Annotated in this window: 14 protein-coding genes; 13 read left to right on the top strand and 1 reads right to left on the bottom strand. The window is 71.5% G+C overall.

Annotated features, from left to right (window positions below; translation table 11 throughout):
- Position 1 precedes the first annotated feature (1 nt).
- From BMH31_RS11650 to BMH31_RS11660, 3 genes are read left to right on the top strand one after another with little or no spacing between them, the layout of a single operon-like run.
- Positions 2-1912 carry a vWA domain-containing protein gene (locus tag BMH31_RS11650; protein WP_099725089.1) on the top strand — a complete coding sequence of 637 codons (1911 nt, stop codon included), beginning with the start codon at positions 2-4 and terminating at the stop codon, positions 1910-1912.
- A gap of 49 nt (positions 1913-1961) precedes the next feature.
- Positions 1962-2798 (top strand): hypothetical protein, encoded by an 837-nt coding sequence (locus tag BMH31_RS11655; protein ID WP_099725331.1) that lies wholly within the window; start codon positions 1962-1964, stop codon positions 2796-2798.
- A gap of 9 nt (positions 2799-2807) precedes the next feature.
- The gene (locus BMH31_RS11660; protein ID WP_099725088.1) at positions 2808-3587 is read left to right on the top strand and encodes a glycerophosphodiester phosphodiesterase family protein; all 780 of its coding nucleotides are present in this window, start codon (positions 2808-2810) and stop codon (positions 3585-3587) included.
- A gap of 34 nt (positions 3588-3621) precedes the next feature.
- Here BMH31_RS11660 and BMH31_RS11665 read toward each other — a convergent pair whose 3' ends face one another.
- Positions 3622-4182: an acyl-CoA thioesterase gene (locus BMH31_RS11665; protein WP_046456630.1), complete on the bottom strand. Its 561-nt coding sequence runs from the start codon at positions 4180-4182 to the stop codon at positions 3622-3624.
- 110 nt (positions 4183-4292) lie between these two features.
- Here BMH31_RS11665 and efp point away from each other — a divergent pair, with 110 nt between their 5' ends.
- The 10 genes from efp to gmk all read left to right on the top strand — a co-directional run bounded on the left by efp (position 4293) and on the right by gmk (position 15151).
- A complete protein-coding gene (gene efp / locus BMH31_RS11670) occupies positions 4293-4856 on the top strand; it encodes an elongation factor P (RefSeq protein WP_046456631.1) in 564 nt (187 codons plus the stop codon).
- A 14-nt stretch (positions 4857-4870) separates the two neighbouring features.
- Entirely contained in the window at positions 4871-5290 is a 420-nt protein-coding gene (nusB, locus tag BMH31_RS11675; RefSeq protein WP_099725087.1) for a transcription antitermination factor NusB, read from the top strand.
- Positions 5291-5466: 176 nt separating this feature from the next.
- A complete protein-coding gene (gene pyrR / locus BMH31_RS11680) occupies positions 5467-5994 on the top strand; it encodes a bifunctional pyr operon transcriptional regulator/uracil phosphoribosyltransferase PyrR (protein ID WP_099725086.1) in 528 nt (175 codons plus the stop codon).
- Entirely contained in the window at positions 5991-6956 is a 966-nt protein-coding gene (locus tag BMH31_RS11685; RefSeq protein WP_099725085.1) for an aspartate carbamoyltransferase catalytic subunit, read from the top strand. Before pyrR ends, BMH31_RS11685 begins: the two co-directional genes overlap by 4 nt.
- Complete coding sequence (locus tag BMH31_RS11690; RefSeq protein ID WP_099725084.1) at positions 6953-8332, top strand: dihydroorotase; 1380 nt, start codon at positions 6953-6955, stop codon at positions 8330-8332. Before BMH31_RS11685 ends, BMH31_RS11690 begins: the two co-directional genes overlap by 4 nt.
- Entirely contained in the window at positions 8329-8871 is a 543-nt protein-coding gene (locus BMH31_RS11695) for a hypothetical protein (RefSeq protein WP_199068494.1), read from the top strand. The genes BMH31_RS11690 and BMH31_RS11695 overlap by 4 nt, the downstream gene beginning before the upstream one ends.
- Positions 8868-10064, top strand: a complete 1197-nt coding sequence (gene carA, locus BMH31_RS11700) for a glutamine-hydrolyzing carbamoyl-phosphate synthase small subunit (RefSeq protein WP_241898262.1) — start codon at positions 8868-8870, stop codon at positions 10062-10064. The genes BMH31_RS11695 and carA overlap by 4 nt, the downstream gene beginning before the upstream one ends.
- A 4-nt stretch (positions 10065-10068) precedes the next feature.
- Entirely contained in the window at positions 10069-13365 is a 3297-nt protein-coding gene (gene carB / locus BMH31_RS11705; RefSeq protein WP_099725083.1) for a carbamoyl-phosphate synthase large subunit, read from the top strand.
- The gene (pyrF, locus tag BMH31_RS11710) at positions 13362-14222 is read left to right on the top strand and encodes an orotidine-5'-phosphate decarboxylase (RefSeq protein ID WP_099725082.1); all 861 of its coding nucleotides are present in this window, start codon (positions 13362-13364) and stop codon (positions 14220-14222) included. Before carB ends, pyrF begins: the two co-directional genes overlap by 4 nt.
- Before the next feature lie 32 nt (positions 14223-14254).
- A complete protein-coding gene (gmk, locus tag BMH31_RS11715) occupies positions 14255-15151 on the top strand; it encodes a guanylate kinase (RefSeq protein ID WP_241898263.1) in 897 nt (298 codons plus the stop codon).
- Positions 15152-15160 lie beyond the last annotated feature (9 nt).

A 15160-nucleotide genomic window follows, 5' to 3' on the forward strand; every position in this document is an offset into this window, starting at 1 on the left:
CATGAGTTCCGTTCCCGCACCGACGCCGTCGCTGGCCGCGAGGCTGCAGGCCGTCGCGCGCGTGCTCGGCGTCGAGATCGTGGTCGGCGAGGGAGCCGACTGGCGGTTCGACCGCGGAACACTGCACGTGAGCCCGACCTTCTTCGCCGAGCGCGGGCATCCCGAGGACGAGGCGATCGCGCTGACCATGCTCGAGCTCTGGGGTCCGGTGCGCTGGGCGGCCCTGGCTCCCGCCCGCCAGCGCCGGAGACGCTCGCTGGCGAACGCATCCGGGGCGCTCGAACCGCTGCTCGCCGCGGTCGATCGGCTCCAGGGCGCGGGGGAGCTCCTCGGCTCGTTCCCGGCGTTCCGCGAGCAGCTCGCCGCTGCGACGCTCCGGAGCCTGCCCGCCGGCGCGGGCGGGGTGGATCTGATCGGCATGCCGAGGCACCTGCAGTGGATCGCCGCGATCCTCTGCCTCGCGCTGACGCCCGGGGTCGCGATCCACGCGGAAGCCGAGGTCGCCGCCGAGCTGGATCACCTCGAGAGGCTCGGAGCGGGTGGCGCGCACGCGCTTCGCCGGGTCTCGGCCCCGGATCCCGCGCGTCCGGCGCTCCGCCGGTTCGAACGCGCGCTCGCGCTGCTGCAGCCGCCGTACGAGCGCCTGCTGGCGACCGATCTCGCCCAGCGCGGGCTCGCGAACGCGGGGGAGGACCCGCGGTCCGACGACGGGCCAGGTGTCGAGGGCTTCGATTCCGGCACGGGCGGCGAGGACGCGTCCGGCGCCGCGGAGGGGGCCGAGGCCGCCGACGGGGACGCGGTGGCGGCACCGCCGGAGGACGACCGGCGCGCCAGAGCCGGCGAACGGCGTGCTGAATCGGAGGGTGCGGACCTGTTCGCGGCGGAGCAGGCGGGGTTCCTCACCCGGGTGCTCGCCACGCCGCTTCCCGCCACCGGAGCGATCGTGGACGAGCTGCTGGAGCTGCCGAGCGATCTCGAGGCGACCTCGCCCGCGAGCGACGATCCCGCCGCGTCCGGCCCCGCGGGACGTTCGGCCGCCGTGCCCGCCGTGCCCGCCGAACTCGCCGATTACCGGATCCGTGCGGAGCGGCTGAGCGGGACGATCGAGCGGATGCGCGAGACCTGGCACCGGGTCATCGCCGACCGCCTCGCCGAGCGGCGCGCCTTCGCGCGGCGGGCTTCGGCCGACGGCGAACTGCTCGACGAGAACCGGCTCGTCGCGACCGTGACCGCGGTGCGCGCGGGAATCCGTCGGCCCGAGGCGTTCCTGCCCAGAGAGTCCCGTCGGCGCCCGGATCGAGAGACCGGGAATACCGACTACGTCCTGCTGATCGACCGTTCGGGATCGATGCGCGGCCGTCCGGCCTCGTTCGCGGCGGACGCAGCCCTCGTGATGCTCGAGGGTCTGGCCGGAGTCGAACGCGATCTCGCCGCCGTCGAACGGGCGAGCGGTACGGAGCTGGACCTCGCGATCCGTACCTCCCTGATCGTGTACGACGCCGAGGCCGTGGTCGTCAAACCCCTCGCCGGGTCCCTGGACGATCGCTCGCGCAGGCGGTTGCGCGCCGAGGTCCGAGCGCCCGGCGGGGCGACCAACGACGCCGCCGCGCTGCGCGCGGCGGGCCAGGAGCTCGGCGTGCTCGATCCGTCCGCGTCGCGGGAGCGCGGTGCCGAGGGCGCATCCCGGCGACGCATCGTCCTGCTGATCAGCGACGGCGGCAGCAACGATCCGGCGGAGGCCAGGTCCGAGCTGATGCGGCTGCGAGCGCGCGGTGTCGAGGTGCTCGGGATCGGGATCGGCGACGACGAGCTGGTCCGCAGGTACGCTCCCGACGGCAGCCGGGTGGACGACCCGAGGCAGCTGCCCGAGCGGGTGCTCGCGCTCGTCGAAGCCTCGGTGCCCGATGCCTGACTCGAAGGTCGCGGTGCCGAGCATCGCGGATGCATGGAAGGATCTCAGCATGAACGCAGATGCGCGGACGAGCGGCGACGAGCTCCGGCTCGCACGATTGCTGCTGCCCGAACTCGCCGAGCGGCTCGATACGGTCGTCGGCGCGACCGATGCCGCCCGCGCCGAACGGGAGTTCGACGACTGGCTCGATGCCGAGAGCGATCGGCTCGGAGAGCGCTTCTCCACCGCGGCGTTCGCAGAGCTGGATGCGGAGGCGAGCGCTCGGTTCTCGGCCGCGTTCCGGCGCGCCCGCGCACTGGCGGAGCGCGTCGGGATCGAGGCTCCGGAGCCGGAGGCGCTGATCGAGGCCGGGCTCGATCCGGCCGCGCTGGCCGACGCGATCGCCGAGGATCCGACGCTCGAAGCGGTGCTCGCGCCGTACGGGCTCGGCGATCTCGCGTGGCGTGAACTGTTCCGCTCGGCCGGGGCGTCGGGCGCGGCGGGCGGCCTGGTGCTCGCCACCGAGGTCGTGCGCGAGTTCGGGCGTCTCGACGCGGTTCCCGATCCATCGACGCCGCGCGTCGCCGTGGCCGGAACGGACGGCGGTCGGATCGAGTGGACGCTCCGCGCGATTCCCGCCGGCGAGCGGCCGTCGGTGCTCGGGCTCGGCTACGCGCACGGCCCGCACGTGTCGCTGCCCGAGATGCTCGCGCTGCAGCTCGGCCGCCTCGTCGCGGGAGCGGATCCCGTCGACACCCAGACCTTCACCTGGCTCGCGGGGACCCTCGCCGACGGCGGCCTGGCTGCGCGCCACGTCTTCGACCGGAGCGACGACGTGGTGCGGATCGCCGCCCGCGAGATCGGCAACCAGGGGCCGCACCTCGGGGCGCGGCCGCCGATCGGCTGAGGCGCCGACGTGACGCATCCCTACTTCGCCGACGCGGGTCGTCCGCGGATCCTCGCACACCGAGGCTTCGCGCGCGGAACCGAGTTCGGTGCGGCCGCCGAGAACACCGCGGCCGCCTTCGCCGCCGCCGATCGGGTCGGCGCCGACTGCTTCGAGACCGACTGCCGGCTGACCGCCGACGGAGAGGTCGTGCTGGTCCACGACCCCGACCTGCGTCGGCTCGCCACGGATCCGCGCCGGATCTCCGAGGTGCGGCACGCGGAGCTGGCGGAGCTCTTCGCCGATCGGGGCGGCCTGCTGACGTTGGCCGAGGCGCTCGAGCGGTTCCCCGCGGGGCGGTTCAACGTCGACGTGAAGGATCCCGCCGCGGCGGAGCAGGTCGGCCGGATCGTCGCCGGGCAGGCGCACCGGATCCTGATCACCGGCTTCTCGGATCCGACGCGCCGCGCAGCGCTGGCGTCCGCGGTCGCCCACGGGGGATCCGCTCCGGCGACGTCCCCGGGGCGATCGGTGCTCGTCGCGTTGCTCCTCGCGCTGGCGACCGGAGCGCGCACGCGCGTCGGCCGGATCCTCGCAGAGGTGGACGCGCTGCAGATCCCGGAGCGCAGCGGCCCGGTGCCGGTGCTGACCCGGCGACTGCTCGATGCCGCCCACGCGCACGGCACCGAGGTGCACGTCTGGACCATCGACGACCCCGAGCGGATGCGCGCGCTCGTCGCGCGGGGCGTCGACGGGATCGTCACCGACCGCAGCGACCTGGCTGCGGCGGCCTTCGGTCGGGAGCGCTAGCCGAGGGAGACCGTCGGTTCCCCGCGGCACCCGCTCACCAGGCGTTCGGCGCGGGCTCCCGGGTCGACTGCAGCCGGCTCAGCCGGCCCCAGGCGAGCAGGTCGTCGGAGACGTGGAACTCGGCCGGGTCGGCGCCGAGCCGCTCGATGATCTCGTCGACGGGCACCACGCCACCCGATCGGCGCAGGATCCGGGAGCGCACGAACGCACGTGCGTAGATCTCGTCGGATCCGGACCGGTCGGGTCGCAGGAACCGCTGCTCCATGTAGACGGCCTGCTCGTCGAAGCCGAGCACCTTCGACTCGATGGCGAAGCGCTTCCACGGGTTGAGCGACTTGCGGTAGGTGATGGTCTGGGCGACGACGACCGGGTACCAGCCCTCGCGGTCGAACGCGGCGAGCACGCCGTTGCGCTGCATGAGCTCGAAGCGGGCGACGTCCATGATCGACAGGTACTTGCCGTTGTTCATGTGCCGCAGCACGTCGATGTCGGTCGGCGAGACCCGGAACTCGGCGCGCGCCACATCGGTGAGGCCGAGGCGCGACGCCCGCTTCGCGCGGCGCAGGTGCATGAGGGTGCGGGGGAGCATATGCATGGCCGACAGCCTAGGGGCGGATCCGCAGCCGGGCGCGAAGCTTGGAGGCTCTATACTGGATCGGCGCGATCTCGCGCTCGAACTTTCACGAACCGGAGACACACGAGCATATGGCAACCTCGAACGACATCAAGAACGGCACCGTCATCAAGGAGAACGGTCAGCTCTGGAGCGTGGTCGAGTTCCAGCACGTGAAGCCGGGCAAGGGCGGCGCCTTCGTCCGCACCAAGCAGAAGAACGTCGTGTCGGGCAAGATCATCGACAAGACCTACAACGCCGGTGCGAAGATCGAGACGGCCAACGTCGACCGCCGCGACTTCCAGTACCTCTACCAGGACGGCGCCGACTTCGTCTTCATGGACCAGGCCGACTACGACCAGCTGACCGTCTCGGGAGCCGTCGTGGGCGATTCCGCCAAGTTCATGCTCGAGAACCTCCAGGTGCAGATCGCGCTGCACGAGGGCGAGCCCCTCTACATCGAGCTCCCCGCGTCGGTCGTGCTCGAGGTCACCTACACCGAGCCCGGCTTGCAGGGCGATCGCTCCACCGGCGGCACCAAGCCCGCAACCGTCGAGACCGGCGCCGAGATCCAGGTCCCGCTGTTCCTCGAGACCGGCACCAAGGTCAAGGTCGACACCCGCACGGGCGACTACCTCGGCCGCGTCAACGACTAGTCGGCGCCTGCTACATGAGTGCACGGAGCAAGGCCCGCAAGCGGGCCCTCGACATGCTGTTCCAGGCGGACGTGCGCGGTGAAGAGCTGCGCTCGGTCGTCCTGGCCGAGTCCGGTCGCGCCTCGGCCGAGCCGGACCGCATGGAGTCCTGGCTGTACGCCCGCGAGATCGTCGACGGCGTCGAGGATCACCGCGAGCAGATCGATGAACTGATCTCGAGCTACGCGCAGGGCTGGTCGCTCGAACGCATGCCGAACGTCGACCGCGCCCTGCTGCGCGTCGCCGCGTGGGAGATCCTCTTCAACGACGAGGTCCCGGCGCCCGTCGCGATCGACGAGGCCGTCGAACTGGCCAAGGAGTACTCGACCGAGGACTCGAGCCGGTTCGTGAACGGCGTGCTCGGCAAGATCGCGGAGCACGCGCGCAACGTCTAGGCGTCCCGCCGACCGCGTTCCAGGCGGCTCTCGAGCACGGCTCGGGGGCCGCCTGTCGCGTTTCCTGCGGTGGGCGTCGGTCGCGCGCGTGTCGGACCGTGATCATCCGCTAGGATCGTTCTCGCACAATGCACTTCTTTAACCCCGTCCTGTGAGGCGGAGAAGGGGGGCGAAGCGTGACGACGCGAACGGTACTTGAAAGTGCCGAAATCTCGCGGGCGCTGACCCGTATCTCCCACGAGATCATCGAAGCGAACAAGGGTTCCGAGAACCTGGTTCTGCTCGGGATCCCGACACGCGGCGTGGTCCTGGCGCATCGCATCGCCGAGCTGATCTCCCGGATCGAAGGCACCGAAGTGCCCGTAGGGCAGCTCGATGTGACCATGTACCGCGACGATCTGGCGCACCACCCGACCCGGGCCCCGCAGCCGACCGAGATCCCGGCGACCGGCATCGAGGGTTCCACCGTGGTGCTCGTCGACGACGTCCTCTATTCGGGCCGCACGGTGCGGGCCGCCCTCGACGCGCTGAACGACTACGGTCGTCCCCGCGCAGTGCGCCTCGCCGCGCTCATCGACCGCGGCCACCGCGAACTGCCGATCCGCGCCGACTACATCGGCAAGAACCTCCCCAGCTCGAAGGAGGAACGCATCAAGGTGCGTCTCGTCGAGCACGACGGCGAGGATTCGGTGACGATCGCATGAGGCACCTGCTCGATACGCGGACGCTGAGCCGCGAGGACGCCCTGCTGATCCTCGACACCGCCGAGGACATGGCCGCAACCCAGCAGCGCGAGGTCAAGAAGCTGCCGACGCTGCGCGGCAAGACGATCGTCAACCTCTTCTACGAGGACAGCACGCGCACCCGAATCTCGTTCGAGGCCGCTGCGAAGCGCCTGAGCGCCGACGTGATCAACTTCAGCGCGAAGGGTTCCTCGGTCTCCAAGGGCGAGTCCCTCAAGGACACGGCGCAGACCCTCCAGGCGATCGGCGCGGACGGCGTCGTGATCCGCCACCCGGCGTCCGGCGCCCCGGCGCGGCTCGCCTCGAGCGGCTGGATCGACGCCGGCGTGCTGAACGCGGGCGACGGCACCCACGAGCACCCGACCCAGGCGCTGCTCGACGCGTTCACCATGCGCCGGCGCCTGTTCGGCGAGGCGAGCCGGGGCCGGGATCTCGACGGCGTCTCGGTCGTGATCGTCGGCGACCTCGCGCACTCCCGCGTCGCGCGCTCCAACCTGTGGCTGCTGAACGCGCTCGGCGCGCACGTCGCCTTCGTGGCACCCGAGACCCTGCAGCCCTACGGCGCGCGCGACTGGCCGGTCACCGTCGAGCACTCCCTCGACGCCGCGCTGCGCGCGAAGCCCGATGTGGTCATGATGCTGCGCATCCAGAGCGAGCGCATGCATGCGGCCTACTTCCCGAACGAGCGCGAGTACGCCCGCAACTGGGGCCTCGACGACCTGCGCCTGGCACGCCTCAGCGACCGAGCGATCGTCATGCACCCCGGTCCCATGAATCGCGGCCTCGAGATCTCGTCGGCCGCGGCCGATTCCCCGCGCTCGACGGTGCTCGAGCAGGTCGCCAACGGCGTCTCCGTGCGCATGGCCGCCCTCTACCTGCTGCTCTCCGGTGAGCGGCGCCAGACCCCGAAGGACTCCGAATGAGCAGCAATCCCGGCATCCTGATCCGAGGCGCGCGTCTCGCGGCGCAGCTCACCGAGCGCGGCGCCGACCACCTGAGCGCCGAGCCCGTCGACCTGCGGATCGAGAGCGGCGTCATCGTCGAGCGCGCCGCGCAGTCCGCGGGCGGGCTCGAGCCCCGCGACGGCGAGCGCGTCATCGAGGCCGACGGCCTCGTCGCGCTGACCGGCCTCGTCGATCTGCACACCCACCTGCGCGAGCCCGGTTTCGAGCAGTCCGAGACGGTCCTCACGGGCACGCGCGCCGCGGCCGCCGGCGGCTTCACCACGGTGTTCGCCATGGCCAACACCAGCCCCGTGCAGGACACGGCGGGTGTGGTCGAGCAGGTGCAGGCCCTCGGCGACGACGCGGGCTACGCGACCGTCCGCCCCATCGGCGCGGTGACCGCGGGACTCGCGGGGGAGCGCCTCAGCGAGATCGGCGCCATGGCGCAGTCGCGCGCCGGGGTGCGCGTGTTCTCCGACGACGGCAAGTGCGTGCACGATCCGCTGCTCATGCGCCGCGCGCTCGAGTACGTGAAGACCTTCGACGGCGTCATCGCGCAGCACGCGCAGGACCCGCGCCTGACCGAGGGCGCGCAGATGAACGAGGGGCGGCTCTCGAGCGAGCTCGGGCTCGCCGGCTGGCCGGCGGTGGCCGAGGAATCGATCATCGCCCGCGACGCGCTGCTGGCCGGGCACATCGGCGCCCGTCTGCACGTCTGCCACCTGTCGACGGCCGGCTCCGTCGAGGTCGTGCGCTGGGCCAAGGCGAGCGGCGTGCAGATCACGGCGGAGGTCACGCCGCACCACCTGATCCTCACCGAGGAGCTGGCCCGCAGCTACGACCCTCGCTACAAGGTGAACCCGCCGCTGCGCCGCGAGGACGACGTGCGCGCGCTGCGCCAGGCGGTCGCCGACGGCGTCATCGACATCATCGCGACCGACCACGCGCCGCACCCGACCGAGGCGAAGGAGAGCGAGTGGGACGTCGCCGCGTTCGGCATGGTCGGCCTCGAGTCGGCTCTGCCCATCGCGCTGCTCACCCTGATCCGCGAGGGGCACGCCAGCTGGGCCGAGCTCGAGCGGATGCTCTCGCAGAAGCCGGCCGAGATCGGGCGCCTCGAAGGGCACCCGGCGGAGCTCGCGGCTGGCCAGCCCGCCGACCTGGTGCTCGTCGATCCCACCGGCAGCAGCGCCTTCGGCGTCGACGATCTGCGGGGCCGCAGCACCAACTCGCCGTTCCTCGGCATGGAGCTGCCCGGCCGCGTGCACACGACGATCCGGCGCGGCTATCTGACGCTCGACGACGGCCGCCTGGTCGACGCCGAGACGGTCGCCGCCGCGGGGGCCTCCGCATGATGGACCGCACCACCTTCACGATCATCGTGGCGGCGTTCGCCGTGCTCGTGCTGCTGGCCATGTGGCTCGGCTGGCGACGACGAAGCCGGCGCGACGCCGACGTGATCGGCGGCGTCGCGCCGACCGGAGAACTCGTCGCCGAGTTCCCGAACGCCGCGTACGTGTCGACCACTCCGGCCGGCGCCCCCATGGACCGCGTGGCCGCACCAGGCCTGCGCTACCGGGGCCCCGCCGCCGTCGAGGTCCGCACCGACGGCATCACGATCACGGTGGCGGGCGAGCAGCCCGTCCACCTGCCGGCCGCCCGCGTGCTCGGCTCGGGAGCCTCCGGCCCCCGCGTCGGCAAGTTCGTGGAGCGCGACGGCATCACCCTGCTGCGCTGGCTCTCCGAGGGCCGCCAGCTCGAGTCCGGCTTCCGCTTCGTCGAGGCCGACGACCACCACCGATTCACCGCCGCGATCGACCGGATCGCCGCGGCACCGCAGGATTCGCCGGCTCCGGCCGACGAACGGACCAGCACCACCCAGGAGGACGCGTGACCACCAACAGCCCAGAAGTGACGGCACCGCCGGCGAGCGCCGTGCCCGGCGGAGCCGCAGTGCTCGTGCTCGAGGACGGATCGCGATACACCGGCCGCGCCTACGGCGCGACGGGCGAGACCCTCGGCGAGGTCGTCTTCTCGACCGGCATGACCGGCTACCAGGAGACCCTGACCGACCCGTCGTACGCGGGCCAGATCGTGCTGATGACGGCCCCGCACATCGGCAACACCGGCGCGAACGACACCGACATGGAGTCGCGCAAGATCTGGGTCGCCGGCTTCGTCGTGCGCGATCCCGCGCGCCGCGTCTCGAACTTCCGCGCCGAGCGCTCGCTCGACGAGGACCTCGTGAACGACGGCGTCGTCGGCATCTCGGGCATCGACACCCGTGCCGTGACCCGTCACATCCGCTCGGCGGGCGCCATGCGCGCCGGCGTGTTCTCGGGTGCCGCCCTCGAACTGTCCGACGACGAGCAGCTCGCCCGCGTGCGCGAGCAGGCGTCGATGGCCGGCAAGAACCTCTCGGAGGCCGTCACCACGCCCGAGCGCTACGACGTGCCCGCGGCCGAGGGCATCGAGCGCGTCGGATCCATCGCGGTGCTCGATCTCGGCATCAAGCGCGCGACGGTGCAGTACCTCTCGGAGCACGGCTTCGACGTGATCGTGCTGCCCGCCTCCACGACACTCGAGCAGATCCGAGAGATCGCACCGGACGCGCTGTTCTACTCGAACGGCCCCGGCGACCCCGCGGCGTCCGAGACCCAGGTCGTGCTGCTCCGCGAACTGCTGCGCGACGGACTGCCCTACTTCGGCATCTGCTTCGGCAACCAGCTGCTCGGGCGTGCGCTCGGCTTCGACACCTACAAGCTGCCCTTCGGGCACCGCGGCATCAACCAGCCCGTGCTCGACAAGCGCACCGGCCGCGTCGAGATCACCGCGCAGAACCACGGCTTCGCGGTCGACGCGCCCATCGAGGGCGAACTCGATTCGCCCGAGGGGCTCGGTCGGGTCCAGGTCAGCCACTACAGCCTGAACGACCAGGTCGTCGAGGGGCTCGAGTGCCTCGATCTCCCCGCGTTCTCGGTGCAGTACCACCCCGAGGCCGCGGCCGGCCCGCACGACGCCTTCTACCTCTTCGATCGATTCCGCGCTTTGGTGACCGAGCGCAAGACCACCGCCTCGGAGGCCTAAGCACATGCCCAAGCGTTCAGACATCAACTCCGTCCTCGTCATCGGCTCCGGCCCGATCGTCATCGGTCAGGCCTGTGAGTTCGACTACTCGGGCACCCAGGCCTGCCGCGTGCTCCGCGAAGAGGGCGTGCGCGTCATCCTCGTGAACTCGAACCCGGCCACGATCATGACCGACCCGGACTTCGCCGACGCGACCTACGTCGAACCGATCACCCCCGAGGTCATCGAGTCGATCATCATCAAGGAGCGCCCCGACGCGATCCTGCCGACCCTCGGCGGCCAGACCGCGCTCAACGCCGCCATGTCGCTGCACGAGCTCGGGATCCTCGAGAAGCACGGCGTCGAGCTCATCGGCGCGAAGGTCGACGCGATCCAGCGCGGTGAGGATCGCCAGATCTTCAAGGACCTCGTGATCGAGTCGGGCGCCGACGTGGCGCGCTCGCACGTCGCGCACACGATCGAGGAGGCGAAGGAGTTCGCCAAGGACCTCGGCTACCCCCTCGTGGTGCGCCCCTCGTTCACCATGGGCGGCCTCGGATCGGGCTTCGCCTACACCGAGGAGGACCTCGTCCGCATCGCGGGCGACGGCCTGCACTACAGCCCGACCACCGAGGTGCTCCTCGAGGAGTCGATCCTCGGTTGGAAGGAGTACGAGCTCGAGCTCATGCGCGACACCGCCGACAACACGGTGGTCGTCTGCTCGATCGAGAACGTCGACGCCGTCGGCGTGCACACGGGCGATTCGATCACCGTCGCGCCCGCGCTGACGCTGACCGACCGCGAGTTCCAGAAGCTCCGCGACATCGGCATCGACATCATCCGTCGCGTGGGCGTCGACACGGGCGGCTGCAACATCCAGTACGCGATCGACCCCAAGACCGGTCGCGTGATCGTCATCGAGATGAACCCGCGCGTCTCGCGCTCGTCGGCGCTCGCGTCGAAGGCCACCGGCTTCCCGATCGCCAAGATCGCCGCGAAGCTGGCCCTCGGCTACCGCCTCGACGAGATCCCGAACGACATCACGCAGAAGACGCCCGCGAGCTTCGAGCCGACCATCGACTACATCGTGGTGAAGGCTCCCCGCTTCGCGTTCGAGAAGTTCCCGGCCGCCGACGACACCCTCACCACCACCATGAAGTCGGTGGGCGAGGCGATGGCGATCGGCCGCAACTTCACGACCGCGCTGCAGAAGTCGCTGCGCTCGCTCGAGAAGCGCGGCACCTCGTTCCACTGGGGAGAGGAGGCGCGTCCCGTCGCCGAGATCCTCGAGACGATCAAGCGTCCGACCGACGGCCGGATCGTCGACGTGCAGCAGGCGCTGCGCCTCGGCGCGACGATCGAGCAGGTCTTCGAGTCGACCGCGATCGACCCGTGGTTCCTCGACCAGATCCAGCTGATCAACGAGGTGGCCGAGACGGTCAAGGCGGCCCCGCAGCTCACGCTCGACGTGCTCCGCGAGGCGAAGGACCACGGCTTCTCGGACGCGCAGATCGCCGCGATCCGCGGGGTCTCGGAGTCCGAGATCCGCGGCCTGCGCCACGGCCTGGGCCTCCGCCCCGTCTACAAGACGGTCGATACCTGCGCGGGCGAGTTCCCGGCGCTCACGCCGTACCACTACTCGTCCTACGACCTCGAGACCGAGGTGGCGCCGAGCGATCGCAAGAAGGTCGTGATCCTGGGCTCCGGCCCCAACCGCATCGGTCAGGGCGTCGAGTTCGACTACTCCTGCGTGCACGCCTCGTTCGCGCTCTCGGAGGCGGGCTACGAGACGATCATGATCAACTGCAACCCCGAGACGGTGTCCACCGACTACGACACCTCGGACCGCCTCTACTTCGAGCCGCTCACGCTCGAGGACGTGCTCGAGGTCATCCACGCCGAGCAGGCGTCGGGCGAGCTGCTGGGCGTCGTCGTGCAGCTCGGCGGCCAGACCGCGCTGGGCCTCGCGCAGCCGCTCAAGGACGCGGGCGTCCCGATCCTCGGCACCACCCCCGAGGCGATCGACCTCGCCGAGGAGCGCGGCGCGTTCTCGAACATCCTCGAGCGCGCCGGCCTGCTGGCCCCGCGCAACGGCACCGCGATCGACGAGGAGGGCGCGGTCCGCGTCGCCGAGGAGATCGGCTACCCGGTGCTCGTCCGCCCGTCGTTCGTGCTCGGCGGCCGCGGCATGGAGATCGTCTACGACACCGCCTCGCTGCGCGGCTACTTCGAGCGCATCGAGGGCCACGCCCTCGTCGGCCCCGGCCACCCGCTGCTCGTCGATCGGTTCCTCGACGACGCGATCGAGATCGACGTCGACGCCCTCTACGACGGCGAGCAGCTGTACGTCGGCGGCGTGATGGAGCACATCGAGGAGGCCGGCGTGCACTCGGGCGACTCGAGCTGCACCCTGCCGCCCGTCACGCTCGGCCACGACCAGATCGCGGCGGTGCGCGAGGCGACGCTGGGCATCGCCGAGGGCATCGGCGTGCGCGGCCTGCTCAACGTGCAGTTCGCGATCGGCCAGGGCGTGCTCTACGTGCTCGAGGCGAACCCGCGCGCGTCGCGCACGGTGCCGTTCGTCTCGAAGGCGCTCGGGATCCCGCTGGCGAAGGCCGCGTCGCGCCTGATGGCCGGCGAGTCGATCCAGCAGCTCATCGACTCGGGCCTGCTGCCCGAGCGCGACGGCTCGCGCGCGCCGATCGACGCGCCGATCGCGGTCAAGGAGGCCGTGCTGCCGTTCAAGCGCTTCCGCACCCACGAGGGTCTCGTCGTCGATTCGCTGCTCGGGCCCGAGATGCGCTCGACGGGCGAGGTCATGGGCATGGACCGCACGTTCCCGGTCGCCTTCGCGAAGAGCCAGTCGGCCGCGGGCAGCGAGCTGCCCACCTCGGGCACGGTGTTCCTCTCGGTCGCCGACCGCGACAAGCGCGCGGTCGTGCTCCCCGCGCTCCGTCTGCAAGAGCTCGGCTACCGGATCCTCGCGACGCCCGGCACCCAGGTGGTGCTCGGCCGCAACGGCATCGAGAGCGAGACGGTGCGCAAGCACTCGGCCCAGGCCGAGGGCGACACCATCGTCGACCTGATCAACCGCGGTGAGATCGACATGATCATCAACACGCCTTCGGGCAGCTCGGCTCGCGCCGACGGCTACGAGATCCGTGCGGCAGCCGTGGCGGCCGACAAGCCGATCTTCACGACGATCTCGGAGCTCTCGGCCGCGGTCGGCGCCATCTCGGCGCAGCAGCGCGGCTTCGACGTGAAGTCGCTGCAGGAATACGAGGCCGACCGCGTCCTGGCCCGCGCGGAGGCCGCTCGATGACCACGGTCGCCTTCGGGAACCGGCTCGCCGCGGAGTTCGCGGCGGGCCGGCACCTGTGCGCGGGGATCGATCCCCACGCGCCGCTGCTGGCCGACTGGGGCCTCTCCGACGACGCTGCCGGAGCCGAGCGGATGGGCCGCGACGTCGTCGCGGCCGCCGCCGGCGTCGCCGCGTGCGTGAAGCCGCAGATCGCCTTCTTCGAGCGATTCGGATCGGCGGGCTTCGCCGCCCTCGAGCGGGTGCTCGCCGACGCCCGCGCGGCCGGGCTCGCCGTGGTCGCCGACGTGAAGCGCGGCGACATCGGATCGAGCTTCGCCGCGTACGCGGACGCCTGGCTCACCCCCGGCTCGCCGCTCGAGGTCGACGCCATGACCGTGGTGGCCTACCAGGGCTTCGGCACGCTCGACGGAGCCTTCGGTCACGTGCGCGAGCACGGCAAGGGGCTGTTCGTGCTCGCCGCGACCTCGAACCCCGAGGCGCGCCCGGTGCAGACCGCCGTGCGCACCGATGGATCGACCGTCGCGAACGCCATGGTCGGCGATGCCGCGGCGTGGAATCTGGCGCACGACCCGACGGCTCAGGTCGGCTCGATCGGCGTCGTTCTGGGGGCGACGCTCGTGCTCGACGAGTTTGGCATCGATCCTTCGGTGCGGCCGGCCGGGCCCGCGCTGCCGGTGCTGGCGCCCGGCTTCGGGTTCCAGGGCGCGCAGATCGAACGCGCACGCGATATCTTTGGTGGTCTCGGCGACGCGATCCTCGCGAACGAATCGCGCAGCGTCCTCGCCGGGGGAGCCGACGGCCTCGCCGCGCGAGTGCGGGACCGGGCGAATGCGATCGCAGAAGCACTGAAGGGGTAGGGATGGCCGAGGAGCGGGCATCGGATCGGGCAATGCCCGACGTGGATCGGACGGCTGCGAGCCGGGCGGCGGTCGCCGCGCGGCGCGCGCGGGCCGAGGTGAAGCGTCGGCTGCGCAGCGGCGAGGCGTCGCCCCTGCGCGTGCTCGAGCAGGCACGGGTCCCGGAGACTCCGGCCGCGTCGCTCCGCGTCACCGACTTCCTGCTCTCGTTCCCCGCGATCGGCCAGGTGAAGCTCAGCCGAATCCTCGAGGAGCTCAGCATCTCGGAGCGCAAGCGCCTCGGCGGCCTCGGCCGCCAGCAGCGCGAACGGCTCGAGGGCTTCGTCCGGGAGCGCGTCGGCGCCGAGGCGGCGGGCACGCGCCCGCCGCTCACCGTGCTGGCCGGCCCGACGGCGGTCGGCAAGGGCACCGTGGCGACCTACATCCGCGAGCACTACCCCGAGGTGAGCCTCTCGGTCTCGGCGACCACCCGCGCCCCGCGCCCGGGCGAGGTCGACGGTACGCACTACTTCTTCATGAGCGACGAGCAGTTCGACCGCATGCTTGCCGCGGGCGAACTGCTCGAGTGGGCGACCGTGCACAACAAGTACCGCTACGGCACGCCGCGCGGTCCTGTGCAGGAGGCGTCCGAGCGCGGCGAGCTCGTGCTGCTCGAGATCGACCTGCAGGGCGCGCGCCAGGTGCGCGCCTCGATGCCCGATGCCCGCCTCGTGTTCCTCGCCCCGCCCAGCTGGGACGAACTGGTCAACCGCCTCGTGGGGCGCGGCACCGAAGACGGCGAGGAGCGCGCGCGACGGCTCGAGACCGCCAAGGTCGAGCTCGCCGCCGCCGACGAGTTCGACGAGATCATCGTCAACGACGAGGTCCCGCGTGCCGCGGCACGACTCATCGACATCATGCGCGGGACACCCCGCTCCGTGAACGGGTAGGTTGGAGGA

It is taken from the genome of Leucobacter sp. OLIS6 (assembly GCF_002752355.1).
Taxonomy (GTDB): domain Bacteria; phylum Actinomycetota; class Actinomycetes; order Actinomycetales; family Microbacteriaceae; genus Leucobacter.

Bases quoted from the DNA above. Each gene is read 5' to 3' on its own strand.
- BMH31_RS11650 (WP_099725089.1), top strand. From the start codon at position 2: ATGAGTTCCGTTCCCGCACCGACGCCGTCGCTGGCCGCGAGGCTGCAG.
- BMH31_RS11655 (WP_099725331.1), top strand. From the start codon at position 1,962: ATGAACGCAGATGCGCGGACGAGCGGCGACGAGCTCCGGCTCGCACGA.
- BMH31_RS11665 (WP_046456630.1), bottom strand. From the start codon at position 4,182: ATGCATATGCTCCCCCGCACCCTCATGCACCTGCGCCGCGCGAAGCGG.
- efp (WP_046456631.1), top strand. From the start codon at position 4,293: ATGGCAACCTCGAACGACATCAAGAACGGCACCGTCATCAAGGAGAAC.
- nusB (WP_099725087.1), top strand. From the start codon at position 4,871: ATGAGTGCACGGAGCAAGGCCCGCAAGCGGGCCCTCGACATGCTGTTC.
- BMH31_RS11685 (WP_099725085.1), top strand. From the start codon at position 5,991: ATGAGGCACCTGCTCGATACGCGGACGCTGAGCCGCGAGGACGCCCTG.
- BMH31_RS11690 (WP_099725084.1), top strand. From the start codon at position 6,953: ATGAGCAGCAATCCCGGCATCCTGATCCGAGGCGCGCGTCTCGCGGCG.
- BMH31_RS11695 (WP_199068494.1), top strand. From the start codon at position 8,329: ATGATGGACCGCACCACCTTCACGATCATCGTGGCGGCGTTCGCCGTG.
- carB (WP_099725083.1), top strand. From the start codon at position 10,069: ATGCCCAAGCGTTCAGACATCAACTCCGTCCTCGTCATCGGCTCCGGC.
- pyrF (WP_099725082.1), top strand. From the start codon at position 13,362: ATGACCACGGTCGCCTTCGGGAACCGGCTCGCCGCGGAGTTCGCGGCG.
- gmk (WP_241898263.1), top strand. From the start codon at position 14,255: ATGCCCGACGTGGATCGGACGGCTGCGAGCCGGGCGGCGGTCGCCGCG.